This is a genomic window from Azospirillum sp. UFLA03-27 (genome assembly GCF_059803775.1).
This window is the reverse complement of sequence record NZ_JAUQTX010000001.1, coordinates 71,085-95,615: the sequence shown is the minus strand read 5'-3', so window position 1 is coordinate 95,615 and position 24,531 is coordinate 71,085. Positions and strand designations below refer to the sequence as shown.

The following is a 24,531-nucleotide window of genomic DNA, read 5'->3' as shown; positions in this document are numbered from 1 at the left end:
CGTATAATCGTCGGCAGCGTCAGATGTGTATAAGAGACAGGGGTCGGGCGAGGCCTGGGGCGCCTTGGCCGACAGCACGCGGGACGCGGGCGAGGCCGCCGGGGCGCTGGCCGCCTGCGGGCGGGCGGTGGCGCTCGACCCCGGCGTGTGGCCCTGGCGGATCGCCCTGGCCGACGCGCTGCGCGCCGCGGGCCGGTTCGAGGAGGCCGTGACCACCGGACAGGTGTTGACGGCGGAACGGCCGGATTCCGCCGCGGCCCGGCTCGGTCTCGCCCGCGCCCTGGCGGCGGCGGGCCGGCGGGACGCCGCGCTGGAGGAGTACCGCGAGGCCGTGGCCCTGCGCCCCGGCGACCGCGAGGCGGCGCTGGAACTGGCGGCCCTGCTGGTCGAGTCCGGCGACGCGCTGGGCGCGCTCGAACTGCTGCAGCCCTTGTCCCGCCGGGACCCGGAGGACGCGGACCTCCACGCCGCCATCGGGCGGGCCTGGATCGCCCTGCAGGAGCCGACGAAGGCCCTGACCGCGCTGCGCCGTGCCGAACGACTCGACTCGGACGGCCGACTCGGCTGCGCGGCGCTGATCGCCACGCTGGAAGGCGGCGCGGGGGAGGACCTGTCGGCGGCCTATGTGCGCGCTCTGTTCGATCGTTACGCCGACCGCTTCGACCAGGATCTGGTGGACAAGCTGGGCTACTCCGCGCCGGCCCTGCTGCGCGAGGCGGTGGACCGGCTGGGGCCGGCATCCGAACATGGGGCGTCTGGGTTGCGGGTGCTGGACCTCGGCTGCGGCACCGGGCTGGCGGGCGTGGCGTTCCGTCCGCTGGCCGGGCATCTCGCCGGGGTCGATCTCGCCCCGCGCATGGTCGAGAAGGCCCGCGCTCGCGCATTGTATGATGAGTTGTCGGTCGGCGACGTGGTCGCGGCGGTGGAGGCGGCATCCGACGCCTGGGACCTGCTGGTCGCCGCCGACGTGCTGGTCTATCTCGGCAACCTGACCGCGCTGTTCGAGGGGGCCGCCAAGGCTCTGCGCCCGGCGGGCCGCTTCGCCGCGACGGTGGAGCGTCTGGATGGCGAGGCGGCGACCTCCGGCTACGCGCTCGGCCCGTCGCGGCGCTACGCCCACAGCGAAGCCTATCTGCGGGCGATGGCGGCGGCGGCGGGCCTGACGGTGCTCCTGATGGAGCCTTGCTCCCCCCGCCGGGAGAAGGGCGTGGGCGTGCCGGGTCTTCTCTTTATAGTGGAGAAGCCGGCGGTCTGACGAAAAGGCCGTTCGGGACGGGGGCGTCCGTTACGCCTCCGCCCGGAAGGGCTGCAGGCTGAGCAGGGCGCAGTCCCAATAGGGACGCGGGCCGAAACGCTCGGCCAGGAAATCGACGAAGACGCGGACTTTCGGCGACAGGTGGCGGTTCTGCGGGTAGACCGCGAAGACGTTCGATTCCGCCATGTAATAATCCAGCAGCAGGCATTGGAGCTGCCCCTTGGACAGAGCCTCGCCGCACAGGAAGGTGGGCAGAACGATGATGCCGACGCCGGCGATGGCGGACTCGCGCAGCAGGTCGCCGTTGTTGGTGCGCAGCGACCCCGACACGCGGACCGACCGCATGGCGTCACCGACGCGGAACTGCCACTGCTCGGCGGTCGGGATGTTGGTGTAGATCAGGCAGTTGTGGTTGGACAGCTCATCCGGTGTCTGAGGTATCCCGTGCTTCTCCAGATAAGCCGGGCTGGCGCAGACCACTTGGCGGTTGGGGGCCAGGCGCTTGGCGATCAGCGAGCTGTCGCGCAGCCGCCCGATGCGCACCGCCAGATCGTAGCCCTCGTCGATCAGATCGACGTAGCGGTCGTTCAGGTCCATCTCGATCTCGATGGACGGGTAGCGTTCGAGGAACTCGGCGACCGCCTTGGCCAGATGCAGCAGTCCGAAGGACACCGGCGCGTTGACCTTCAACCGCCCGCGCGGGGCGGCGTGCAGGTCGGCGACGGCCTGCTCCGCCTCCTCCAGATCGGCGATGATGCGGGTGCAGCGCTCGTAATAGGCCTGCCCGACCTCGGTCAGGCTGAGCTTGCGCGTGGTGCGGTTCAGCAGCCGCGCCCCCAACCGGTTCTCCAACTCCGCGATGCGGCGGGAAACCACGGACTTGGACAGGTTCAGGCGCTCCGCCGCGGTGGTGAAGCTCTTGGTGTCCACGACCTTGATAAAGGCCATCATGTCGTCGAGGCGATCCATCCCATTGTTCTACACCCGGGAACAATGAAGTTCCAGCGCCCTGGATTTGCTGGAGCGCGGCAACGCGCTATCTCTTTGGGACGCCGCAGCCTCCAGCGCGGCCGCAACGACAGAGGGGAGACGAGACATGGCGAAAGTTCTGGTGCTCTACTACAGCAGCTACGGCCACATCTCCACCATGGCGCAGGCGATGGCCGAAGGCGCCCGCTCGGTTCCGGGAACCGAGGTGACGGTGAAGCGCGTGCCGGAGCTGGTCCCCGAGGAGGTGCGGCAGAAGGCGCACTTCAAGGAAGAGCCGAACATTCCCATCGCCGACCCGAACGAACTGGCCAACTACGACGCCATCATCCTGGGCGTGCCGACGCGCTACGGCAACATGCCGGGCCAGATGAAGAATTTCCTCGACCAGACGGGCGGCCTGTGGGCGAAGGGCGCGCTGGTCGGCAAGGTGGGCGCCGCCTTCTCCTCCTCCGCCACCCAGCATGGTGGGCAGGAGAGCACGATCCTCACCACCCACACCGTGCTTCTGCATCTCGGCATGGTGATCGTCGGTCTGCCCTACAGCTTCCAGGGCCAGATGGGCGTGGACGAGGTGATGGGCAACAGCCCCTACGGCGCCAGCACCATCGCGGGCGGCGACGGCTCCCGTCAGCCGAGCGCGGTCGAACTGGACGGCGCCCGCTACCAGGGGCGGCATGTCGCGGAGATCACCAAGAAGCTGCACGGTTGAGGGTGGAGTGCGCCTCTTCCGCCCGGACGGCGGGAGAGGCGGCACCGGACAGACGGGAGTTCAGCGCATGGGCCTGTTGATCGACGGCCGTTGGCACGACCAGTGGTACGACACCAAGAACAGCGGCGGCGCCTTCTTCCGCCCGGAAACCCAGTTCCGCAACTGGGTGCGGGCCGACGGCTCGACCCCATTCCAGGCGGAGGCCGGGCGCTATCACCTGTTCGTGTCGCTGGCCTGCCCCTGGGCGCACCGCACGCTGATCCTGCGCAAGCTGAAGGGGCTGGAGGACGCCATCGGAGTCACCGTGGTCGATCCCCTGATGCGGGAAGAGGGCTGGACCTTCCCCGAGCCCGACCCGATCACCGGCTCCACCCGCCTGCACGAGGTCTACACCACGGCCGATCCCACCTACTCGGGGCGCGTCACCGTCCCGGTGCTGTGGGACAAGAAGACCGGAACCATCGTCAGCAACGAGTCTGCGGAGATCGTCCGCATGCTGAACCGGGAATTCGATGCCTTCGGCGACGCCTCGATGGACTTCTACCCGGCGGAGCTGGCGGAGGAGATCGACCGAATCAACGCCTTCGTCTACGACCGCGTCAACAACGGCGTCTACAAGGCCGGCTTCGCGACCAGCCAGGAGAAGTACGAGCAGGCGTTCGACGCCCTCTTCGCGGCGCTCGACGAGTTGGACGTGCGGCTGGCCGGACAGCGTTATCTGCTGGGGAACCGGCAGACCGAGGCCGACTGGCGCCTGTTCACCACGCTGGTGCGCTTCGACGCCGTCTATGTCGGCCACTTCAAGTGCAACCTGCGCCGCATCGCCGATTATCCGAACCTGTCCGGCTATCTGCGCGACCTTTATCAGGTGCCCGGCGTGGCGGAGACGGTCGACTTCCACCACATCAAGCGGCACTATTACGCCAGCCACACCATGATTAACCCGACCGGCATCGTGCCGAAGGGGCCGGCGCTGGATCTCGACGCGCCGCATGGACGGGACACGGTTGGATAACCCGGTGGGGTGACCGGGCCTCAGGGCTTGTAGCAGCGGGCCATGTCCTGGTTCTGGCCGATCATCTCGCACTGGAAGCTGTTGGAGAACTTGAAGCGGAACGGCCCGGTCTTGCGCACACTGACCAGGGTCTGTCCGCCGGGGTTCTTGAAGGCCACCCAGGCCGAGGAATCGAAATGGGTGGTGATCCCGTTGCTCAGCCGCACGCGGCCCTGGTTGTCCTTGATGACCTGCACGCCGGTGTTGAAGGCCATGACGCCCTTCGGTGATTCGGACGCAACGGCGAGGCCGTTCGTGCAGTTCACCCCCTCCGGCTGCACCGCGACACACTCATAAGGGCGCGGCTGCGACGCGGTGAGCACCATGGCGTAGATCGCCACTTCCAGAACGTTCATGGGCATGCGGAATCTCCCGGCAATCCGCACAAGGGTGCAGCAATGCACCGTGTACAGAATAATTCCGCCGTGGTTACGAAAAGTATAATGTCGCGGTCAAGGTTCTACCCTTTCGCGGACAGCGCTTTTTCCAGCTTCTCACGCAGGCCGAACGTGGTCAGCGGCTTCACCAGATAGCCGGTGGCGCCGGAGCGCAGGGCCGACAGGACGACGTCGGAGCGGTCGTGCTTGGTCAACATGATGACCGGCGCCCGCCCGTCCAAGGCCTCCAAAAAGGCCAGACCGCCCATCGGCGCCATGTCCACGTCGCAGAAGATCGCGTCGAAATCGACCCGGTTGCAGCGGGCCAGCGCCTCCGCCCCGTCGGCCGCCTCGATCACCGTGCCGACGCCCAACTGCTTCAGCAGCCGCACCGAGACGCTGCGGGTCACCACCTCGTCCTCGACGACCAGCACCGCGCAGGAATTGAACGACACGGCCACCCTCGCGCTTCGCCCCATGGGTACCCCTAAGGGTTACGCCCGCATGATATATCAGCGCGAAAGAAACTCAAATGCGTGCGATCAAGATTTTCACGTCGGCCAGGGCGCGGTCGAGGGCCGCCGCGTCCCGCCGCACCACCGCCGCGTCGCCGCGCAGGGCCGCCTCCTCCACCGAGCCGAAGAGGTCGGCGACCCGCCCGGCCCCGGCGGTGCGGGCGGCGCCGGCGGCCGAATGGGCGGCCAGCCGGACACCATCCAGGTCGCCGAGCGCCAATCGCTCTTTCAGGACGCGCGACAACTCGTCGGCGTTTTCCAGGAACAGGGCGTAGAGCATGGTGACGGTGGGGCCAGGGCCACCGAAGTTGCGCAACATCGGCTCGACGTCGAGGATGTCACGGTCGCATGGGGAGATGTTGAACGTCGGCGGTTCGGACGGGACAGACAGGGGCTGGGGCACGGCTGCGGCTCCCGGCAGGACACGGTATGGCCGTACAGTGCGTGTGGCAATTCAACCCGGTCAAGCCGTGGGCGGCGCGGCGAATGGACGCTTCGGCGATGCAGCAGCCCGCTGCGGAACCTGGGAAGGCGCAGCCTGTTCCCCAACGTCGCCAACAACCGCTGGAACGCCCGAGCAATGGCCGCCGCAACCGAGGAACAGCGTCTGGACACCCTGATCGTCGGTGGCGGCCCTGCGGGTCTGACCGCGGCGATCTATCTGGCGCGCTACCGCCGCCGCTTCCTGGTTGTGGATTCCGGGGCCAGCCGGGCCTCCTGGATTCCGCTGTCCCACAACCATGCGGGCTTTCCGGACGGGGTGACCGGCGACGAGTTGTTGGCCCGCATGCGCGCCCAGGCGGAGCGCTACGGCGCCCGGATCGTGCCGGGAACGGTGACGGAGGTGGAGCGGAGCGACGATGGCTACCGCGTGCGGACGGAGGACGGGCGGCTGTTCCGGGCCCGCACCGTGCTGGCCGCGACCGGCGTGATCGACCGCGAGCCGCAATTGCCCAACCTGTATCAAGCGGTGCAGCGGGGGCTGGTCCGCCATTGCCCGATCTGCGACGGGTTCGAGGTGACCGGCCACCGCATCGGCGTCATCGGGCACGGCACCGGGGCTCTGGGAGAAGCGCTGTTCCTGCGCACCTATTCCCGCGACATCACCGTGCTGACGCTGGGCGAACCGATGAATCTGGAGGAGGCGGAGGAGCGCCGCATGGCCGAGGCCGGGCTGCGCGCCGTCGAGGACCCGGTGGTGGAAATCCACACCGAAGGCGGGCGGATTGCCGCCCTGACCACGGCAGCCGGCGAGCGGCTGACCTTCGACACGCTGTACTCCGCCCTGGGCTGCCATCCGCGGATTGAGCCGGTGAAGGGGCTGGGCGTGCGCATCGGCCCGGACGGCCGGCTGGTTACCGACGACCACCAGCAGACGGGTATCGAAGGGCTTTACGCCGCGGGTGACATCGTGGAGGGCCTGAACCAGATTTCGGTCGCCATGGGGCAGGCCGCGATCGCCGCCACCGCCGTCCATCGCCGACTCCTGGCGGAGGATGGGGACCTCTGAGGGGCGATGCCTCCCTGGCGGGTGGTCAGCGGCACTGGGCAAAGTGTCGCATTTGACATTAATGAGTGGTAATACCAAACCAATGGCTTGAGCTATGCTCTTGCTTTGATGGAGCTTCCAGGAAAGGCATAAAGGGTTATGCCTTTTGGGCTCGGCCGGACGTTTACACCTGATTAAGAATTTGGGCTTTAGGACTTTCGCCATTGCGAAAGGCGGTCCGTGCGGCTGGGTGTGGCCCGGCGCACAGCGGGACGAGCGAAGGGGCGGCATGATGGCGCCATCAACCAACCCGCCGATCAACCCGGGCAGCCTGCCAGAACGAACGGAACCTGCTCCATGGCCCAATCCGTGACCCGCGCGCTTCAAGCCATCAAACGTCACAACGCCAAGCCGGAGCAGATCGACCACGCCATCCTCAGCGCCATCAACGTGACGCTGTGCATGCAGTCCGGCGGCAACGACCGGGTCGCGGAAGGCTTCAACCAGGACATCGCGCTGAGCGGACGGGCCTTCGGCGTCCGGAGCTGACCTACCCCTCCTTTTCCTCCCGCTTCCGCAGCTCGTCCTGCAGGAGATAGCGGGCTTCCGGCGGCAGATCGCCGATGGCTTCGGCCAACACGCGCAGGCGACGCCGCAGCCCATAGACGGTGTCCAGCAGCGACAGCACGACCGGCATCGCCTCGTCGTCGAGCGCCAGATCCTCCCGCAGATCGCAGATCAGTTCCAGCCGGGCCACGTCGGCCGCGCTGAAGACGAAACCGTTCCCTTCGTGCCGCGGCCTCAGCCAGTGCCGCTCCACCCACACCGTCAGTTGGGTGGAGGAGACGCGCCGGCAGGTGGCCAGAACCTCCTCGGTCCGCCACCCCACGCCGTCCGGTTTCCTGTCATCCTGGCCCATTTTATGCGGCCTCCATGTCCCGTCTCGGGTTGTGGTCGGACTTCCAATCCCGGACGAACGCCTCCAGCGCCGGGTCGGGTGCGTCGGGCAGGGCAATGCGCAGTGTCACATACTGGTCGCCCCGCACCCCGGTCGCTCCGGGAAGACCCTTGCCCTTCAACCGCAGCCGCGTGCCGTTGTTCGCCCCCTTCGGAACGGTCAGCATCACCGGCCCGTCGATGGTCGGCACGCGGACCTTGCCGCCCAGCACCGCCTCGGCCAGCGTCACCGGCAGGTCGAGTTGGATGTCGTCGCCGTCGCGCCGGAACCACGGGTGGGGCGTGACCTTGACGGTTACCAGCGCGTCGCCGGGCGGACCGCCGTTGCTGCCGGGCAGGCCCTGGCCCTTCAGGCGGATGGTGCCGCCATCCTCCAGTCCGGCGGGCAGGTCGATGTCCAGCGTCTTCCCATCCGGCATGGTGACGCGGCGCTTGCCGCCCTTGGCCGCCGCCAGGAAATCGACCGTCAGCGCCATGCTCAGGTTACCGCCCTTCATCGGCATGGCGCCGCCGCGGGCAAAGCCGCGCCCGCCGAACAGATCGGAGAAGATGTGTTCCAGATCGTCCGACGCGAATCCTTCCGCATGGGCGTAGCGGGCGCCCGCCGGGCCTTCCGCGAAGTCGCGGTAATACTGGCGCTGCGGCCGTTCCTGGCCGGAGGCGTCGATCTCCCCGCGGTCGAAGCGGGCGCGCTTGTCGGCATCCGACAGCAGACTGTAGGCGGCGCTGATGTCCTTGAAGCGCTGCTCGGCCTCCGCCTTGCCGGGGTTTAGGTCGGGATGGTGCTTCTTGGCCAGCTTCCGGTAGGCCTTGCGGATTTCGTCGTCCGAAGCGGTGGGGGATACGCCCAGAATCTCGTAAGGATTGCTCATGGCGATGACCGTGATTGGAAAGCGGGGGTCAGCGGCTAAGGGGTGAGCACGTTCGACGTGTATGTGTTCGACGCTCCCCCGCAAATCAAGAGGGGTGCCCTTCCGTCCGGCGCAGAGCGCCTGTGCTTGCGGCCGGGATGACGACGGGGCGGCGCGCGCCAATATGAGGCGGGCCGGACTTGGTTCCGGTTGAACGGTTCCAAAAGGAGATGGTCAGGGAGGAAGCCCCCGTCATGCCGCACACGCACCGGTCCTTCATGCCCACGGATCAGGCGGCCGCCGACCTGCGGCGGCGCCACAAGATCGCGAATGTGCTCCAGTCCCTCCTCCTGCTCGGCGGCATGGTGCTGCTGCTGGCTCTGTGCGGGATGATCCTGGCCGGGGTGGAAGGGGTGCTGTGGGCGCTTCTCGGTGGCGCGATCAGCCTGCTGTTCAGCCCGCGCCTGTCGCCGCGCATGGTGCTCGGCATGTTCGGCGCCCGCCGCCTGACCTATGTGGAGGCTCCGGTCCTGTTCGATGCGCTGGCCGCCATCGCCCGGCGGGCGGAGCTGCCTGCGGTGCCGGAGCTGTGGTACGTCGCCAGCCCGGCGCTGAACGCCTTCGCCGTGGGCAGCCGCCGCCGGTCGGCCATCGCGGTCACCGACGGGCTGCTGCGCGCGCTCAGCCTGCGCGAACTGGCCGGCGTGCTGGCCCACGAGGTCAGCCACGTGCGCAACAACGACCTGACCGTGATGGGGCTGGCCGACACGGTGACCAGCCTGACCCGGCTGATGTCGGTCTTCGGCATGGCCCTGCTGATTCTCAACCTGCCCCTGCTGATGATTCGGCAGGAGGCGGTTCCCTGGCTGCTGGTGCTGCTGCTTATCGCCGCACCCTGGATCGGCGTGCTTCTGCAACTCGCCCTGTCGCGCACCCGGGAGTTCGACGCCGACCTCGACGCCGCCCACCTGACCGGTGACCCGGAGGGCGTCGCCTCGGCGCTCGCCCGGATCGAACGGCTTCAGCACAGCCCGTGGGAGGGGCTGCGCTTTCCCGGCCGCCGCCGGGCGCAGAACATCCCATCCCTGCTGCGCACCCACCCGGACACCGAGGAGCGGGTGCGCCGCCTGATGGCGCTGCGCACCCCGCCGCCGGTCCTGCCGGGGCTCGACGCCCACCCCCTTCATGCCCGGCCGCACCTCGCCATGCCGGCGGCGGTGCGGCGCCCGCGCTACCGGATCGGCGGCTACTGGTACTGAAGGTTACAAGGCCGGCGTCCGCCTCTCCTGGACTCACGCTGCCCGGCTGGGTAGAACCGACGGGCGCGGTCGGGCAATTTTCCCAAATCCCAGGCTTGTCCAGGGATAGCGGAGCGCCCGTGGCGGTCGGTTGGCTACAAAAGGCGGGTCCCCTCCATGACCTTTCAAGGGCGTTTGGTCCTCCTGATCTCCGGGCTGGTGACGCTGGCGGTGGCGCTGGTCACGATTTTGCTGGCCTGGACGACCCATTCGGCGATCCAGACGCGGGTGGAAGCGGACGGCCGTGGCGCGGCGACCCTGCTGGCCCGCAGCGCCACGCTGGCGCGCGAGGTCCCGCGCGACATGGAGGCGCTTCTGGGCGACCGGCTGCTGTCGGAGGCAACGCTCGCCGCCCATCTCGTCGCGGTGATGGAGGCGGGCAAGGCGCCGATCAAGGCTGTGACCGACCGGCTGAAGGCCGTCGCGGATGGTGGCGGGCCGGATGAGATCTGGGTCACCGACAACCGGGGCCGCGCCTATCTGCACAACATTCCCGGCCCCGACATCACCTTCGGTCCCGACGCCCGTGCGCAGCCGCGCCAGGCGCCCTATTACGGCTTGCTGAACCGCGCGCCGGAGAAGGTGGTGACCGACGCTGTCACCGAAGGCGGCAAGCTGATGAAGTTCGCCGGTGTGGCCGGCGTCGACAAGCCGCGCATCGTCCAGGTCGGCGCCGATGTGCGCCGGCTGGGCGACATCGCCCGCAAGGCCGGAGTGGACGGGGTGATGGCCTCCCTGCTGGCCGGCGGCACGGTGGAGGGCGCGTGGCTGCTGGAGCGCGACGGGCGTCTCGCCGTGCACGCCACCGGTCCCAGCGCCGGGCCGCTGTCGGAGCGGGCGGTCGAGGCGGCGAAGGCCGCGGCGGCGGCCGGCGAGACCGGCCTTCTGCTCGAGGGCGACCGGCTGACCGCCTTTGCCCCGGTGCCGGCGGTTGCCGGGCAGGGGGCGGGCATCGCGGTGGTCCGCCTGCCGGCGGAGGACTTGGCCTCGGTGGTCGGGCGCCATGTGAAGATCGGCGTTCTGGTCGGGCTGCTCGTCCTGGCGGCGGGCGTCTACGGCGCCGTCCGCTTCGCGCGCAGCCAGATGGCCCCGATCGAGCGGCTGGGCGAGGCCGTCGCCGCGGTGGAGGCCGGGCGATTCAACCCCTTCACCCTGAATGAGGCGATGGAGCGCAACGACGAGATGGGCCGTCTCGCCCGCGTCTTCCGCAGCATGGCGCTGGAGGCGTCCTACCGCGAGGAGACGCTGGACGCCCAACTCCTGATGCGCACGGCCGAGTTGGAGACCCGCACCGAGAAGCTGGCCGCCGCCGAACACCTGATCGAGGAGGAGCAGCGCGCCGCCCGCGACGTGCAGGCGAATCTGCTGCCGCAGCAGCTTCCCGCCGGGCGCGACAGCCAGTTCTTCGGCCTTCTGGTCCCCGGCCCGGCGGTCAGCGGCGACTTCTACGACGTGATCGAGCTGGACGAGCGCCATTGCCTGCTGGTGGTGGCCGGGGTGTCCGGCTGGGGTGTGCCGGCGGCCTTCCTGATGCTGCTGGTGCGCGGCGCGATCCGCGAGGCGGCGGCCCGGCCCGGCATGACCCCGGCCGCTATCCTGGCGGCGGCCAACGACCGGCTGTGCGGGCAGAGCCCGTTCGACGGCTTCGCCACTGCCTTCGTCGCCCTCTACGACCGCGAGACCGGGATGCTCAGCCATTCCAGCGCCGGCAACCGCGCGCCCTGCCGCATCCGCGCGGACGGCAGCGTTCTGACCCTGGCCGACGCGGGCGGCCCGGCGCTGGGCGTGCGCAAGGGCATCCCCTACGGCGAGGCGGTGACCCGGCTGGAGCAGGAGGACACGCTGTTCCTGTGCACCGAGGGCGTACTGCGGGCGGTGAACGCCCAGCGCGAGCCGTTCGGGGAGGAGCGTCTGGCCGCCGTCCTGCACCAGGGCCGCGGCCTGTCGGCGCGCGACCGCTCCGAACTGCTGCTGCGCGCAGTGGAGGCCCATGTCAGCCCGGGCGGGCAAACCGGCGACATCGTCTGTCTGACGGTGCGCCGCCTGCTGCCCGCGTCCGAACTGGCGCCGGAGTCCGAAGCGGCTGTGTGACGCCCTTCGGCGATGTCCGTCGCCGATGGCCGGCAGCAAAAACGTTCCCTCTGATCGGGGTGATCCGGCTGGCCCGCCGGGTCATCCGTGCGACCACGGCGCGGAGCCGCGCGGCACCCCCATCTCCAGTCCTGGGTTCCGCCGTTCAGCTTCGGTTCAGTCGCCCCCGGACAGGATCGGCAGGACTTGCCTGTTTCTGCCGATGAGGGGACTTCCGATGTCCAACGCTTACTCCGAGGCCGCCGCCCGGCCGCCCGTCAAGACCCGCCCCGTCAAGACCCGCTACGACGGTGTGATGCTGTTCCTGCACTGGAGCGTCACCCTGCTGATCCTGGTGGCCTTCGCCATCGCCCAGGGGCGCGGGCTGGTGCCCCGCGGGCCGGAGCGGACCGCCCTGATGGATGTCCATCGCTCGCTCGGCGTACTGGTGTTGGCGCTGGTGGCGCTGCGCATGGTCTGGCGCGCCGTCAGCCCGCCGCCGCCGATGCCCGCCGACACCGCGCCGCTGCTCCTGCTGGCGGCCAAGGCGGGGCATCTGGCGCTCTACGCCCTGATGATCGCCGTGCCGCTGGCCGGCGTGACGATGACCCAGGCCCATGGCCATCCCGTCACCTTTTTCGGCCTGTTCACCCTGCCGACGCTGGTGGGGGAAAACCATGCCTTTGGCGACATCCTGGAGAAGCTGCATGAGCTTCTCGGCACCGCCATCATCGTGCTGGCCGGTCTGCACGCGGTGGCGGCCCTGGTCCACCAGTATGTGCTGAAGGACGGAACGCTGAGCCGCATGCTTCCCTGGGGAAACCGCTGAGCTGAGTAAAGGGCGGGCGGCGCCGGCACCGGAGTGCCGATGGGCGCCGCCCGCCGAGTGGCGAGGTCCTGCCTCCTCCATGGATGGACCCAAGCTCGGGTCCCCCATGGTCTGATGAACCCGCCCAAGCGGCATCTCTTCCCGACGCAATGGCGGTACCGCCCCCCGCTTTGACGCACCCCCCCCTGTTTTCCGGCTGTCCAGCGGGGGAGGTGAGGCGGTGAAGGGTAAGGCAATTCGTATGGCAGCGGGGGCTGCGTTGCTGGCGTCGGCGCCCGCCGGGGCGGTGCCGTTCGACCGGGTGTTCGTCTTCGGCGACAGCTTGTCTGACACCGGCCGCGTCTATGAGCTGACGCGCGGCGGCATTCCGCAGAGCCCGCCCTATTACGACGGGCGTTTCTCCAATGGCCCCGTCTGGGTCGAGCGGCTGGCCCCACTGATCGGCAGCCAGCCCGACCAGAAGACCAACTTCGCCTATGGCGGCGCGGAGACCGGCACCCTGTCGCAGACCGGCGTTCCCGGCATCCAGGGGCAGGTCGGGCAGTTCCTGTTCAGCCGCCCGAGCGGCACCGGCGGCGGGCTGTTCGCGGTGTGGGCAGGCGGCAACGACTACTTCAACCGCGTCTCGGCCGGGGCGGACCCGTCGGGCCTCGTCACCCAGACGGTCGGCAACATCGTCACCACGGTGGAGCGTCTGGCGGCGCTCGGGGGGAAGACCTTCCTGGTCCCGAACCTGCCGGACCTCGGCACCGTCCCGGACACCCGCAACTCCGACCGCGCCGCCCTGCTGAACACCGTCACCGCCTCCCACAACACATTGCTGTCGCAGGCGATGGCCGATGTGGAGAAGCGGCTGGGCGTCACCGTCGTGGTGGCCGACGTCAACGCGCTGTACCGCGCGGTGGCGGCCAACCCAACGGCCTACGGCTTCACCAACACCGTCACGCCCTGCGTGTCGGACAACGCGCCGACCGGCGCCTGCGGGACCGAGGCGCAGGCCGACCAGACCGTCTATTGGGACGAGATCCACCCGACCCGCGCCGCCCATCTGTTGATCGCGCAATACATGCAGGGCGCCCTGCTCGCCCTGAACGACGCGGCGGAGACAGTGGCGATGCAGCCGGAATTGGCCTTCGAAGCGACGCGAAGCTGGCACCGCGCGCTGCTCGGCTCCATCGCCGGACCCGCCGCGACGCGGGTGGAGGCGCCGCTCGGCTCCGGCGAACTGAGGGCGTTCCTGATCGGCGACGCCGCCTGGGGCCGTCTCGGCGGTACGGCGGAGCGCCAGGGCTTCCGCTTCAACACCCAGTCGGGCGGCGTCGGCGCCGAACTTCCGGTCGGGCCGGCCTCGCGCGTCGGGCTGTCGGTCGGCGGGTCGCGCGGCCGCGCCAGGCTGGACGAGGGGGCGGGCACGCTGGACATGACCAGCACCATCATCGGCCTGCACGCGGTGACCGAGGCGCGGGGCTTCCTGCTGGCCGTGGCGGGCAGCGTCTCCTTCGACCGCTACGGCGACATCGACCGGAACACCGGCTTCGCGCCGTTCCCCAACGCCTCGGCGGAGACGGATGGGCGGACCTACGCCCTGTCGGTCGCCGGGGGCTACACGGCGCAGCTCGGGCCGGTGGCGCTGGGACCGCGGCTGGGCCTGCGTTACATCCACACGCGCATCGACGGCTATCAGGAGAGCGGCGCCGGCCTGCTGTCGCTCGGCGTCGAGCGGCAGAGCGCCGAATCGCTGGAGAGCAGCGTCGGGGCCGAAGCCTCCACCGTCGTGGAGATCGGGCGGACGGTGCTTCAGCCCAGCCTGGGCATCGCCTGGGAGCACCAGTTTGCCGAGGACGCGCGCACCGTCACCATCCGCCTGCCCGGCGGTGCCGCCAACAGCGTGAGCCCGAGCGGCGACGGCCGCGACTCCCTGGTGATCGGCGCCGGCCTGTCGGCCCAGCTCTGGCAGGCGGTCAGCGCCTCGGTGGGTTACCGCGGCGAACTGTCCGGGGCAGACGGCCACAACCACGCCTTCACCGCCCGCTTGCGCATGAGCTTCTGAGGAAACGCCTATTCCATCCTTCCGGAAGGCTTTTTCCTGCTGGCGTTGCGGCGCCGCAAGAGGAACAATCGGTGCCGGCGCGTCGCCTCCGGGCACGCCCGCCCGAACAAGAACAACGGGAGGGAGTTTTATGGCCTACAAGCACATCCTCGTGCATCTCGATTCCGGCCCGCAGGTGGAAACCCGCCTCGACGCGGCCATCGCGCTGGCGAAGACCAGCGGCGCCTTCCTGCGCGGCCTGTTCGCCCAGCCGGACCGCAGCGCCACCAGCGTCATCGCCCGCCGCTCCAGCGACCATCTGGAGCAGGCAGCCGCCCGCAGCGAGGCGATGTTCCGCGACAAGCTCCAGGCGTCGGGCCTGCAGGGCCAGTGGCACGGCCTGACCCATGGCGAGCACAACCACGTCATCCGCGAGGTCATCATCTGGTCGCGCTTCGCCGACCTGACGGTGCTCGGCCAGTTCGACCGCAGCGCCCCCGCCGACGGCGTGGCGCCGGAGGAACTGAACGAGCAGGTGGTGCTGAATTCGGGCCGACCGGTGCTTGTGCTGCCCTTCGCGGGCACCTTCCCGGTGATCGGCAAGCGCGTCGCCGTCGCCTGGAACGCCGAGCGCGAGGCCGCCCGTGCCCTGTCCGACGCCATGCCCTTCCTCCAGGCGGCCGACGAGGTCACTGTCATCACCGTTCTGACCCAGGCCGCCCCGCCAGCCGGGACGGAGCCGCAGCGCATCGGCCTGCTCGACCATCTGGCGCTGCACGGCGTGACGGCCGACCAGACGCATTTTACGGTGACCGACATCGGCGCCATGGACGCGCTTCTGGCCCGCAGCATCGACTCCGGGGCCGATCTGCTGGTGATGGGCGCGCACGGCCATTACGGCTTCCCCTTCCTGCACCGCGGCGGCGGGACGCGTCATGTCCTGCGCACCTGCCCGGTGCCGCTGCTGCTCTCCCACTGACGCCGTCCGGTTGACGGAAACAGGCGGCGGGCTTTCCTCCGCCGTGCCGGGCGGCCATGTAGAGGCTTCCCGGCACCGGCTGGAGAGCGTGCATGTCCTGGCTCCGCGTCTTCCTGATCGCCTGTCCCGTCATCGTCCTGGCGGCGCTGTTCGCCGCCTGGGCGGCGACGGGCTTCGACCTATTCGGCCTCAGCCTGCCGGGCCTGCTCGCCCTGGTCGGCGGCGCCGTGCTGACCAGCGCCGTCGCCATCGGGCTGATGGCCCTGGTTTTTCTCAGCAACCGCAGCGGCCACGACGAGGCGGCGGGCCGCCCCGATCCCACGGACGAGCCGGACCGGTTCTAAAGCCCCGAACCCGAAAGGGGCCATCGGCCCTTTCTTCCGTCTGATGTCCGCATGGTCGGCGGAACGCCTGCGACTCCCCACCGTTGCTGAAGGGACGAAGGAGCCCCGGTTCTTGCGGCCGGACGGGCCATGCCTGCGGCCGGGGCGGGAAGGAGGGGAACGCCGCGATGGACGAACACCGCATCCGCCACCGTGCCTACGAGATCTGGGAGCAGGAGGGGCGCCCCGAAGGCCGCCGCGCCGAACACTGGGAACGGGCCTGCCGTGAACTCCAGGAGGAGGACGAGCGGGCGAAGGAGAAGGATTCCGAACCGCGGGACCTTGCCCAAGCCTCCGCGGATACCGGCGCCGGCATCTGACGTCCATCACAGCCATTCCTCCAAGGAGACGCCATGCCGCCCCGCCGTGACCCCGCTTCCTTCATGTGGTCGGAGGCTGTCGAACTGCTGGACCGTGCCGAGCGGCTGCACCGCCAGTTCTTCCGCCCGGCCCCGCCCGGCCCGCGCCGCGCCTGCTGGACCCCGCCCATCGACGTCTACGAGACGGAGGACGCGGTGACCATCGTCGTCGCCCTTCCTGGCGTCGGTGCGGAACAGCTTCACGTCGCCGTCGAGGACGGCGTTCTGGTGGTTGCCGGGGAGCGGACCCTGCCGCTGGGCTGCGACGGGATCATCCACCGCCTCGAGATTCCCCACGGCCGCTTCGAGCGGCGGATCGAGCTGCCCGCCGGGGCCTTCCGCATGGGACGGCGCGAGCTGTCGGCGGGCTGCCTCGTGCTGACGCTCGACAAGATGGGATGAAGGACGTTCGAATGACTGATGAGCACGCTGCCGAAGCGACACCGGCTCCCCAGACGCCATCCGCCTCGCCGCCCGCCTCCGGGTTGCCGGAGGATGTGATCCCGGTCATCCCCGTCCGGAACCTCGTGCAGTTTCCGGGTGTGGTGCTGCCGGTGACGGTGGGGCGGGCGCGCTCGGTCGCCGCGGCGCAGGAGGCGGCCCGCACCGAACGGCCGGTCGGCATCCTGCTCCAGCGCGACGAGGCGGTGGAGGACCCGACCGGCGCCGACATGCACCGCGTCGGCACGACCGCCAGCATCCTGCGCTACGTCACCACGCCCGACGGCTCGCACCATCTGGTGTGCCAGGGGCAGCAGCGCTTCCGCATCGTCGAATGGGTGCCGGGCCATCCCTTCATGGCCGCCCGCGTCGAGATGGTCGAGGAAAGCGACACCGCCACGCCGGAGGTCATGGCCCGCTTCCTGAACCTGCGCAACGAGGCGGTGGAGGCGCTGCAACTGCTGCCCCAGGCCCCGCAGGAGCTTCTGGCCGCCGTGCAGGCCATCGAAAGTCCCGGCGAACTCGCCGACATGACCGCCAGCTACATGGACCTGAAGCCCGCCGAGAAGCAGGAGGTGCTGGAGACCGTCGTCCTGCCGGAGCGGCTCGACAAGGTCGGCGGCCTGCTGGCCCGGCGGATCGAGGTGCTGCGGCTGTCCCGCGACCTCCGCGAGCGCACCCGCGAGGCGATGGACGAGCGGCAGCGTGAATACCTGCTGCGCGAGCAACTCCGCGCCATCCAGAAGGAGTTGGGAGAGGCTGACGAGGGGCGTCAGGCCGAGATCGGCGAGCTTCAGGACGCCATCGCCAAGGCCGGCATGCCGCCTGACGTGCGGGAGCACGCCGAGAAGGAACTGCGCCGCCTGGAGCGCATGCCGGAGGCGGCGGCGGAATACTCGATGGTCCGCAGCTACCTGGACTGGCTGATCGAGATGCCGTGGGACCGCCGGTCGGAATCCCGCATCGACATCGCCGAGGCCCGCCGCATCCTCGACGAGGACCATTACGGGCTGGAGAAGGTCAAACGCCGCATTCTGGAATTCCTGGCGGTGCGCAAGCTGAACCCGGAGGGGCGCAGCCCCATCCTGTGCTTCGTCGGCCCGCCGGGGGTGGGCAAGACCTCGCTCGGCCAGAGCATCGCGCGGGCGACCGGGCGGGCCTTCGCCCGCGTCTCGCTGGGCGGCGTCCATGACGAGAGCGAGATCCGCGGCCACCGTCGCACCTATGTCGGGGCGCTGCCGGGGAACATCGTCCAGGCCATCCGCAAGGCCGGGACGCGCGACTGCGTGCTGATGCTGGACGAGATGGACAAGCTGGGGCAGGGCTTCCACGGCGACCCGTCGGCCGCCCTGCTGGAGGTGCTGGACCCGGAGCAGAACGCGACCTTCCGCGACCATTACCTGGGCGTGCCCTTCGACCTGTCGAAGGTGATGTTCATCGCCACCGCCAACATGCTGGACACCATTCCCGGGCCGCTCCGCGACCGCATGGAGGTGATCGAGCTGTCCGGCTACACCGAGGACGAGAAGCTGGAGATCGCCAAGCGCTACCTGCTGGCCCGCCAGCTTACCGCCAACGGGCTGACGGCGGACCAGCTGGTGATCCCCGACGACACGCTGCGGGCGATCATCCGGGACCACACGCGGGAGGCCGGTAACCGCCAACTGGAACGGCTGATCGGTGCGGTCGGGCGCTACGCCGCCGTCCGCATCGCCGAGGGGGAGGTCGAGCGGATGCGGGTCGAGCCGGCGGACCTCACGGCGATCCTCGGACCACCGCGATTCGAGAACGACGTGGCGATGCGCACCAGCGTGCCCGGCGTGGCGACCGGACTCGCCTGGACCCCGGTTGGCGGCGACATCCTGTTCATCGAGGCCAGCCGCTTTTCCGGCTCGGGCCGCCTGATCCTGACCGGGCAACTCGGCGAGGTGATGAAGGAGAGCGCGCAGGCCGCTCTCAGCCTCGTCAAGTCGCGAGTGAGGGATCTCGGCCTCGACCCGGAGGGGCTGGACCGCTTCGACATCCACATCCACGTCCCGGCCGGCGCCATCCCGAAGGACGGGCCGTCCGCCGGGGTGGCGATCTTCACGGCCCTGGTGTCGCTGCTGTCCGGTCGCTGCATCCGTTCCGACACGGCGATGACCGGGGAAATCAGCCTGCGCGGTCTGGTGCTGCCGGTCGGCGGCATCCGTGAGAAGGTGGTGGCCGCCGAGCGCGCGGGGCTGAAGACGGTGATGCTGCCCGCCCGCAACCGCAAGGATTTCGACGACATTCCGGCGGCGGTGCGCGAGCGGCTGAGCTTCGTCTGGCTGGAGCGGGTGGACGACGCCGTCCGCGCGGCCCTGGTGTCGGAGCCCTCCGCGGAGGCGGCAGAGCGCAAGGCCGGGTAGCGTTCTCCGCAGGGGCCGGGACCCTTGCGCACCGGGGGTGCGGTGCGCCACATCAATGGCGCGCCCGCACGGAGCGCGCACAGGAGACGATCATGACGCCCGAGGAACGCACCCTCCTTTCCGATCTGTTCACGCACCTGCGCGAGGTGGAGAACCAGCCCCGCGATCCGGAGGCGGAACGCTTCATCCAGCAGATGCTCCAGGGCCAGCCCGCCGCCGCCTATTACATGGCACAATCGGTCCTGGTGCAGCAGCAGGCGCTGACCGCCGCCCAGCAGCGCATCGAGGATCTGGAGCGGCAGGTGAGGGAGGCGCAGGCCCGCGCCCAGCAGACCCAACCGCAGCCGTCAGGCGGCAGCTTCCTGTCCAACGCGCTCGGGCTGGGGCGCAGCCCATGGGCTGGCGGGGGCAACCGCCCGGCGGAGCAGCGGCCCGCTCAAGTTCCTCCGTCTCCGCAGGGGCCGGCTTACAACCCGATGCAGCCGCCGATGCAGCCGCCCGGGGCGCCGTCGCGCAGCCCGTGGGGGGCCGCTCCGCAGGCGGGCGGGCAACCCGGTTACGGGCAGCCCGGCTATCCGCCTCAGCCCGGTTACGCACCGCAGCCCGGCTTCGGCCCGCAGGGATACGCGCCGCGCGGCGGCGGGTTCCTGAGCGGTGCCGCCCAGACCGCGGCGGGCGTGGCCGGCGGCATGCTGGCGGCCAGCGCCATCTCCTCGATGCTCAGCCATTCGCCGGGTCCGTTCGGCGAGGCCGCAGCGGCGGCGGGCCAGACGGCCAGCCATGGCGAGACGATCATCAACAATTACTACGGCGACTCCGCCGACCCGGGCGCGGACCAGGGCTTCCCGCCGGAGGACAACAACCTCCAGAACGTCGACTATCAGACCGACGATGCCTCGTTCGATGACGGCGGCGGCGATGGCGGTGGAGACGACAGCTGGATCTGACCTTATCCAGTCCTTGCCTTATCCAATCTTTGGCGAAGGCGTGCCAACCTTTGGAAAAGGTCCGGTGCGCCTTCGTGCCGCCATCACAGTTAATATAAATTAAACAGTTAGGTCCCTACGGTGCGTCGGGCAAGGAAGGCCGTGCTCCCCCGATCCCCACGCAGACCCGAGGCCCATGACGACGCTCGTTCAGCCCCAGCCGACCGAAGACGCCGAGCGCAACGACGCGGAGCGCAAAGCCTCCGCCACCCAGATGTACCATGAGGTGGCGCGGATCATCGAACGGATGCACCGCCGGTTCCTCGACGTTCTGCGAATCGAGCTGTCCCGCATCGGCATCGACGACATCAGCCCGGTGCAGGTCATGATGCTGCTGAACATCTCCAATGGAGAGATCAGCGTGCGCGACCTGATCGAGCGCGGCTACTATCTCGGCTCCAACGCCTCCTACAATCTGAAGCAGTTGGTGGATAGCGGTTATGTGGACCGCTCCGCCTCGCCGCGCGACAAGCGCGCCGCCCGGCTGAAGCTGTCGGCCCGAGGGCTGGAGCTGTGCGAGCGGCTGCGCCACATGGCGTCCGTCCACTCGGACGGCCTGATCCGCAGCGACGGTGACAGCCAGGACTTCGAGGTCACCTACCGCACGCTGCGCCGTCTGGAGCGCAAATGGACGGACGTTATCCGCTCTGACGAAACGGAAATCCTCTAACGCGCATTGACCTCCCTCAGTGTGCGCGGCGGTACGCCGTGCCACGGTAAGGCTGCTGGGCTTTATGGGGAAAGTGGGATGAGGTTCGCCGTCGGCACGCAGGATTACCGCAGCATCGCCACCCATGGCGGCCGCACCCACCGTTTCCTGGTCTTCGAGGCCGAGGCGGGAGGCACACCCGTCGAGGTCGAGCGGATCGAACTGGCCGAGGACGAGGTGCTCCACCTCGCCGGCGACGGGCGCCCGCACCCCATCGACGCGGTGCGGGTGGTGATCACTGGCTCCTCCGGCGAGGGCTTCATCAAGCACATGAAGCGCCGCGGGATCGAGCCGGTGACCACGCTGGAGACCGATCCGGTGCAGGCAATCAGCGACTGGTTCGCAGGGACCATCAAGACGGCTCCGCCGCCCGAGCATCCCCACGAGCATCACGACCACGGTCCCGAGGACGCCCCGCAGGACCGCCACGGGGAGCCAGCCTGAGTCGTCACACTGGGAAGGACACGCTGGCAGTGGTGCCGGCGGCGTCGCTTTCCGTGTTCAGCGTGTCGCCGAGCTGGGCAGCCAGCGCCTCGGCCAGCATAAGCCCGTCCTCCGCCGTCGTGTCGAATCCGGCGGGCAGGGCGCGCCCATTGTCCTCGACGATCAGGCGGGCGCGCCCGTTGTTCTCCTGCGTCACCGATACGCGGATCCAGCCTTGCTCCGGAAAAGCGTGGTGCAGGCTGTTGGTGATCAGCTCCGCCGTGATCAGGCCCAGCGGCATGGCCTCGTACAGGCCGATCTGGATGGGGTCGCTCTTCACCTCGATGGGCACGTTGGCGAGGCCGCCGGGCGTCCCGTGCTTCACCGCGTCGGCGAGGGATTCGATGTAGCGGCCCAGATTCACATGGGTGCCGGTGCCCGACTCGTGGAGCTGGCGGTAGAGAATGGCCAGCGCTTCGATGCGCACCAGCGTCTGCTCGTAGGCGGCTCGGGCGTCCGGGTCGCGGATGCGGCCCGTCTGCAGTTTGAGCAGGCTGATGACGAGCTGAAGGCTGTTCTTGGCCCGGTGCTGAAGCTCGCGCAGTTCGGCCTCCAACTCGCGGATGCGCTCCGCGATTGGGTCCTCCGGCGCTCCCGAACCGGTGGCGGGGCGATCAGCAGGCAGGGCGACCGGCTGGGACCGGAGGGGATTGGGCATCACGCGATTCTCGGCTGAAGCTTGGCAATGTTTTCCTTAGGTACAGAACAATTTATGCGCTTGAACCCACTCCCGAGCTGGTTCTGAGGAAGTAACCCTCTGCGCATATCCAATTCGTTCGTCCACGTTCGGACGGAGAGGCAGGGCTTATGATCCCGGCGGACAAAGGGTCGGAGTCGCGGGCAGGCGGGGCAAGCCGGAAAATGCGTTTCCCCGGCCGCCCCGTCGTGGCATGAGTGCCGCCATGCGTTTGAGAACCCTTGCGATTCCCTTTTGCGCCCTGTTGGCCGTGGCCGGCGGTTGCGCCGCGGTGGCCGGAAACGGCCGACCGGCCGAGTCCTCCGTTCCGATTGCGCTCGACCCGGACCGCCCGGCTCTTGCGGAGGTTGGCGCTCTGCGATTTCGTGGCGCCCTCCGTCTGCCCGATGGGGCGGGGGTGGGGGGCTTGTCCGGCCTCTGGGTCAGCGACTCGGGCGACCGTTTCGCCGCCGTCTCCGACAACGGCAAGAGCGTCACGGGGCGGCTGTCCTACGACGCCCAGGGGCGTCTGGCGGGCGCCGGACACTACGATGTCCGTCCCCTGATCCTCGATAAGAGCCCGGACTACCGCGGCCGGCTCAATGATTCGGAAGACCTCGTCCGCCTGCCGGGCGGCGGCTGGCTGGTGCCGTTCGAGCGCAATCATCGCATCCTCCGTTACGATGGCGCCAACCGGCCGGAGGGAACCCCGCGGAAGCTTCCGGTGCCGCCCGGTCTGGAAAACGCCCCCGCGAACGGCGGGGTCGAGGCGCTGGCCGCGCTGCCGGACGGCCGCATCCTGGCCATCGAGGAGGGCGACGACGACGGCGTCCGCGAACGCCACGCCTGGATCGCTTCCGCCGCATTGAAAACGCGGGGAGACTGGCAGCCGCTGACCTACCGCGCCGCGCCGCGCTTCCGCCCCACTGCCGCGGCTCCGCTGCCGGACGGTGGGGTGCTGGTGCTGGAGCGGCGGGTGTCCCTGCTGGGCGGCTGGGCGGCGCGCATCGTCCATGTGCCGGCGGACTCTCTGCGCGGTGGCGCGACGATGGATGGGGTGGAACTGGCGCGCCTGGAGCCGCCGCTGCTGACCGACAATTTCGAAGGATTGGCGGTGCGGCCCGGTGAGGAGGGCGACCTGCTTGTCTACATCGTTTCCGACGACAACCGCAGCCCGCTCCAGCGGACCTATCTGATGATGTTCCAGCTTCCGGCCGGCGCTCTGAAAGTCACCGTCGCGGGGCACTGACCGGAAAGCGCCCCCGCGGTGAGCGGCGTCGCTCAGAAGTTGGCGTAGGGGCCGCCCTGGCCGGGCATGTCCGGCACACCCGGAGCGCCCGGACTCCCCATCGACTCGCGGTGATGGTGGACTCGGGCGATGCTGGGGGCGAGGTCTTGAAGCTCGATGAAGTTGTCGGCCTGACGGCGCAACTCGTCGGCGACCATCGGCGGCTGGGAGCGCACGGTGCTGATGACGCTGACCCGCACACCCTTGCGCTGCACCGCCTCGACCAGCCGGCGGAAATCGCCGTCGCCGGAAAACAGCAGGATGTGGTCGACGCGCTCGGCCATCTCCATCACGTCGATGGCCAACTCTATGTCCATGTTGCCCTTGATCTTGCGCCGGCCTGAGGCGTCCGTGAACTCTTTGGTCGGCTTGGTCACCATGGTGTAGCCATTGTAGTCCAGCCAATCGACCAGCGGCCGGATCGGCGAATATTCCTGATCCTCCACCAACGCGGTGTAGTAGAAGGCGCGCACCAGTCGCCCTTCGGAGGCGAAGCCGTCGCGAAGACGCTTATAGTCGATATCGAAGCCCAGGGACCGGGCAGCCGCGTACAAATTGGCGCCGTCGATGAACATCGCCAGACGCTCTTCCTTATAAAAGAGCTTCGTAACATCTTTCGGCAAAGTCGTATTCCGATCCAATTCCGTAATCCTTCCACGATGGATTGAATTATATGTCAGGCATACGCGAAATTGCGATTCACCAGATAAGTAAAGTAGGAGGTCGTCTACGCGCGAGCAAGGGGGAGCGCGGGCAGGGTCGCGCCGCGGGCGGGGTACGGCGGCCGCACCCGACAGGGCTCGAAGCGCTTGCGCAGGCGCGAACGCATCAATATATTCGGATGCCTTCGCAGATCCCGGAGTTGGTTTGGTATGGCTCGCGTTACCGTCGAAGATTGCGTCCTCAAGGTTCCGAACCGGTTTGAACTGGTCATGATGGCGGCCCAGCGCGCGCGAGAGGTCGCGTCCGGTGCCCCGCTGTCGATCGATCGCGACAACGACAAGAATCCGGTCGTTGCCCTGCGCGAGATCGCCGATGAGACGGTGATGCTGGATCATCTGAAGAACGCCCTGATCAAGGGCCACCAGAAGCACGTCGAGCCGGACGAGCCCGAGGAGGAGATCGTCGAGCTGATGGCCGGCGAGCACGACTGGGCAGCCCGCGGCGACACGTCGCTGGAGGATGAGGACGGGATGAGCGAGGCGGAGGAGGTCGGCGAAGGCGACGACCTGCTGTCCGACATGGAGAGCGACCCGGCGGCGGCCTTCGGCGAGACCGAGGACGACGTCGTCGGCCGCGATGCCGACGGGGATCTCTGACGCTGACCGACAGCGACCGGCTGTGGGGGCCGACGGCCCCCCTTTCCGTCGACCAACCAATCGTTTGCGAAACTTCATGGCGCACGCTGCGCCGG

Annotated in this window: 27 protein-coding genes; 19 read left to right on the top strand and 8 right to left on the bottom strand. The window is 69.1% G+C overall.

What is annotated here, in order from left to right; translation table 11 throughout:
• Window positions 1–25 precede the first annotated feature (25 nt).
• Window positions 26–1,255 (top strand): class I SAM-dependent DNA methyltransferase, encoded by a 1,230-nt coding sequence (locus tag Q4I23_RS00440; RefSeq protein WP_498524960.1) that lies wholly within the window; start codon window positions 26–28, stop codon window positions 1,253–1,255.
• A 30-nt stretch (window positions 1,256–1,285) separates the two neighbouring features.
• Here the strand turns inward: Q4I23_RS00440 and Q4I23_RS00435 are convergent, their stop codons facing one another.
• Entirely contained in the window at window positions 1,286–2,224 is a 939-nt protein-coding gene (locus Q4I23_RS00435) for a LysR family transcriptional regulator (RefSeq protein WP_035679155.1), read from the bottom strand.
• A gap of 127 nt (window positions 2,225–2,351) precedes the next feature.
• Between Q4I23_RS00435 and wrbA the strand changes: the two genes are divergently transcribed.
• Both wrbA and Q4I23_RS00425 read left to right on the top strand, forming a co-directional pair.
• Window positions 2,352–2,954, top strand: coding sequence for an NAD(P)H:quinone oxidoreductase (gene wrbA, locus Q4I23_RS00430; RefSeq protein ID WP_094302591.1), 603 nt, complete (start codon window positions 2,352–2,354; stop codon window positions 2,952–2,954).
• 67 nt (window positions 2,955–3,021) lie between these two features.
• The gene (locus tag Q4I23_RS00425; RefSeq protein WP_498524959.1) at window positions 3,022–3,969 is read left to right on the top strand and encodes a glutathione S-transferase family protein; all 948 of its coding nucleotides are present in this window, start codon (window positions 3,022–3,024) and stop codon (window positions 3,967–3,969) included.
• 20 nt (window positions 3,970–3,989) lie between these two features.
• Here Q4I23_RS00425 and Q4I23_RS00420 read toward each other — a convergent pair whose 3' ends face one another.
• From Q4I23_RS00420 to Q4I23_RS00410, 3 genes are all read right to left on the bottom strand, one after another.
• Window positions 3,990–4,370 carry a hypothetical protein gene (locus tag Q4I23_RS00420; RefSeq protein ID WP_237906235.1) on the bottom strand — a complete coding sequence of 127 codons (381 nt, stop codon included), beginning with the start codon at window positions 4,368–4,370 and terminating at the stop codon, window positions 3,990–3,992.
• Window positions 4,371–4,468: 98 nt separating this feature from the next.
• Window positions 4,469–4,840 carry a response regulator gene (locus Q4I23_RS00415; protein ID WP_454016761.1) on the bottom strand — a complete coding sequence of 124 codons (372 nt, stop codon included), beginning with the start codon at window positions 4,838–4,840 and terminating at the stop codon, window positions 4,469–4,471.
• Between the two features lie 73 nt (window positions 4,841–4,913).
• The gene (locus Q4I23_RS00410) at window positions 4,914–5,303 is read right to left on the bottom strand and encodes an Hpt domain-containing protein (RefSeq protein ID WP_498524958.1); all 390 of its coding nucleotides are present in this window, start codon (window positions 5,301–5,303) and stop codon (window positions 4,914–4,916) included.
• 177 nt (window positions 5,304–5,480) lie between these two features.
• On the opposite strand from Q4I23_RS00410, the gene Q4I23_RS00405 reads away from it, so the two are divergent.
• Window positions 5,481–6,410 (top strand): NAD(P)/FAD-dependent oxidoreductase, encoded by a 930-nt coding sequence (locus Q4I23_RS00405; RefSeq protein ID WP_498524957.1) that lies wholly within the window; start codon window positions 5,481–5,483, stop codon window positions 6,408–6,410.
• A gap of 336 nt (window positions 6,411–6,746) precedes the next feature.
• Window positions 6,747–6,938: a hypothetical protein gene (locus tag Q4I23_RS00400; protein ID WP_014198714.1), complete on the top strand. Its 192-nt coding sequence runs from the start codon at window positions 6,747–6,749 to the stop codon at window positions 6,936–6,938.
• Between the two features lies 1 nt (window position 6,939).
• Here Q4I23_RS00400 and Q4I23_RS00395 read toward each other — a convergent pair whose 3' ends face one another.
• Window positions 6,940–7,308, bottom strand: coding sequence for a chaperone modulator CbpM (locus Q4I23_RS00395; protein WP_498524956.1), 369 nt, complete (start codon window positions 7,306–7,308; stop codon window positions 6,940–6,942).
• A 1-nt stretch (window position 7,309) separates the two neighbouring features.
• Complete coding sequence (locus tag Q4I23_RS00390; protein ID WP_454016756.1) at window positions 7,310–8,218, bottom strand: DnaJ C-terminal domain-containing protein; 909 nt, start codon at window positions 8,216–8,218, stop codon at window positions 7,310–7,312.
• Between the two features lie 233 nt (window positions 8,219–8,451).
• Here Q4I23_RS00390 and Q4I23_RS00385 point away from each other — a divergent pair, with 233 nt between their 5' ends.
• The 12 genes from Q4I23_RS00385 to Q4I23_RS00330 all read left to right on the top strand — a co-directional run bounded on the left by Q4I23_RS00385 (window position 8,452) and on the right by Q4I23_RS00330 (window position 21,114).
• Complete coding sequence (locus tag Q4I23_RS00385) at window positions 8,452–9,456, top strand: zinc metalloprotease HtpX (RefSeq protein ID WP_498524955.1); 1,005 nt, start codon at window positions 8,452–8,454, stop codon at window positions 9,454–9,456.
• A gap of 156 nt (window positions 9,457–9,612) precedes the next feature.
• Window positions 9,613–11,586, top strand: coding sequence for a PP2C family protein-serine/threonine phosphatase (locus Q4I23_RS00380; protein ID WP_498524954.1), 1,974 nt, complete (start codon window positions 9,613–9,615; stop codon window positions 11,584–11,586).
• Window positions 11,587–11,803: 217 nt separating this feature from the next.
• Window positions 11,804–12,394: a cytochrome b gene (locus Q4I23_RS00375; RefSeq protein WP_498524953.1), complete on the top strand. Its 591-nt coding sequence runs from the start codon at window positions 11,804–11,806 to the stop codon at window positions 12,392–12,394.
• A 241-nt stretch (window positions 12,395–12,635) separates the two neighbouring features.
• Window positions 12,636–14,444, top strand: a complete 1,809-nt coding sequence (locus tag Q4I23_RS00370) for an autotransporter domain-containing protein (RefSeq protein WP_498524952.1) — start codon at window positions 12,636–12,638, stop codon at window positions 14,442–14,444.
• A 130-nt stretch (window positions 14,445–14,574) separates the two neighbouring features.
• Complete coding sequence (locus tag Q4I23_RS00365; protein WP_014198723.1) at window positions 14,575–15,402, top strand: universal stress protein; 828 nt, start codon at window positions 14,575–14,577, stop codon at window positions 15,400–15,402.
• Window positions 15,403–15,494: 92 nt separating this feature from the next.
• Entirely contained in the window at window positions 15,495–15,746 is a 252-nt protein-coding gene (locus tag Q4I23_RS00360) for a hypothetical protein (protein ID WP_498524951.1), read from the top strand.
• Window positions 15,747–15,913: 167 nt separating this feature from the next.
• Entirely contained in the window at window positions 15,914–16,105 is a 192-nt protein-coding gene (locus Q4I23_RS00355; RefSeq protein WP_454016750.1) for a DUF2934 domain-containing protein, read from the top strand.
• A gap of 33 nt (window positions 16,106–16,138) precedes the next feature.
• The gene (locus Q4I23_RS00350) at window positions 16,139–16,546 is read left to right on the top strand and encodes an Hsp20/alpha crystallin family protein (RefSeq protein WP_014198726.1); all 408 of its coding nucleotides are present in this window, start codon (window positions 16,139–16,141) and stop codon (window positions 16,544–16,546) included.
• Window positions 16,547–16,557: 11 nt separating this feature from the next.
• On the top strand, window positions 16,558–18,975 hold the full coding sequence (gene lon / locus Q4I23_RS00345) for an endopeptidase La (RefSeq protein WP_498524950.1): 2,418 nt from the start codon (window positions 16,558–16,560) through the stop codon (window positions 18,973–18,975).
• Window positions 18,976–19,067: 92 nt separating this feature from the next.
• Window positions 19,068–19,922 (top strand): DUF2076 domain-containing protein, encoded by an 855-nt coding sequence (locus Q4I23_RS00340; RefSeq protein ID WP_498524949.1) that lies wholly within the window; start codon window positions 19,068–19,070, stop codon window positions 19,920–19,922.
• A gap of 175 nt (window positions 19,923–20,097) precedes the next feature.
• Complete coding sequence (locus Q4I23_RS00335) at window positions 20,098–20,631, top strand: MarR family transcriptional regulator (protein WP_454016747.1); 534 nt, start codon at window positions 20,098–20,100, stop codon at window positions 20,629–20,631.
• 78 nt (window positions 20,632–20,709) lie between these two features.
• Window positions 20,710–21,114, top strand: a complete 405-nt coding sequence (locus tag Q4I23_RS00330) for a NifB/NifX family molybdenum-iron cluster-binding protein (RefSeq protein ID WP_498524948.1) — start codon at window positions 20,710–20,712, stop codon at window positions 21,112–21,114.
• Between the two features lie 4 nt (window positions 21,115–21,118).
• Here Q4I23_RS00330 and Q4I23_RS00325 read toward each other — a convergent pair whose 3' ends face one another.
• Entirely contained in the window at window positions 21,119–21,811 is a 693-nt protein-coding gene (locus Q4I23_RS00325; RefSeq protein ID WP_014198731.1) for a sensor histidine kinase, read from the bottom strand.
• Between the two features lie 436 nt (window positions 21,812–22,247).
• Between Q4I23_RS00325 and Q4I23_RS00320 the strand changes: the two genes are divergently transcribed.
• Window positions 22,248–23,078 carry an esterase-like activity of phytase family protein gene (locus Q4I23_RS00320; RefSeq protein ID WP_498524961.1) on the top strand — a complete coding sequence of 277 codons (831 nt, stop codon included), beginning with the start codon at window positions 22,248–22,250 and terminating at the stop codon, window positions 23,076–23,078.
• Window positions 23,079–23,110: 32 nt separating this feature from the next.
• On the opposite strand, the gene Q4I23_RS00315 is transcribed toward Q4I23_RS00320, so the two are convergent.
• Window positions 23,111–23,692, bottom strand: a complete 582-nt coding sequence (locus tag Q4I23_RS00315; RefSeq protein WP_454016744.1) for a LabA-like NYN domain-containing protein — start codon at window positions 23,690–23,692, stop codon at window positions 23,111–23,113.
• A gap of 297 nt (window positions 23,693–23,989) precedes the next feature.
• Here Q4I23_RS00315 and rpoZ point away from each other — a divergent pair, with 297 nt between their 5' ends.
• Window positions 23,990–24,436: a DNA-directed RNA polymerase subunit omega gene (gene rpoZ / locus Q4I23_RS00310; RefSeq protein WP_237906219.1), complete on the top strand. Its 447-nt coding sequence runs from the start codon at window positions 23,990–23,992 to the stop codon at window positions 24,434–24,436.
• Window positions 24,437–24,531: the final 95 nt, after the last annotated feature.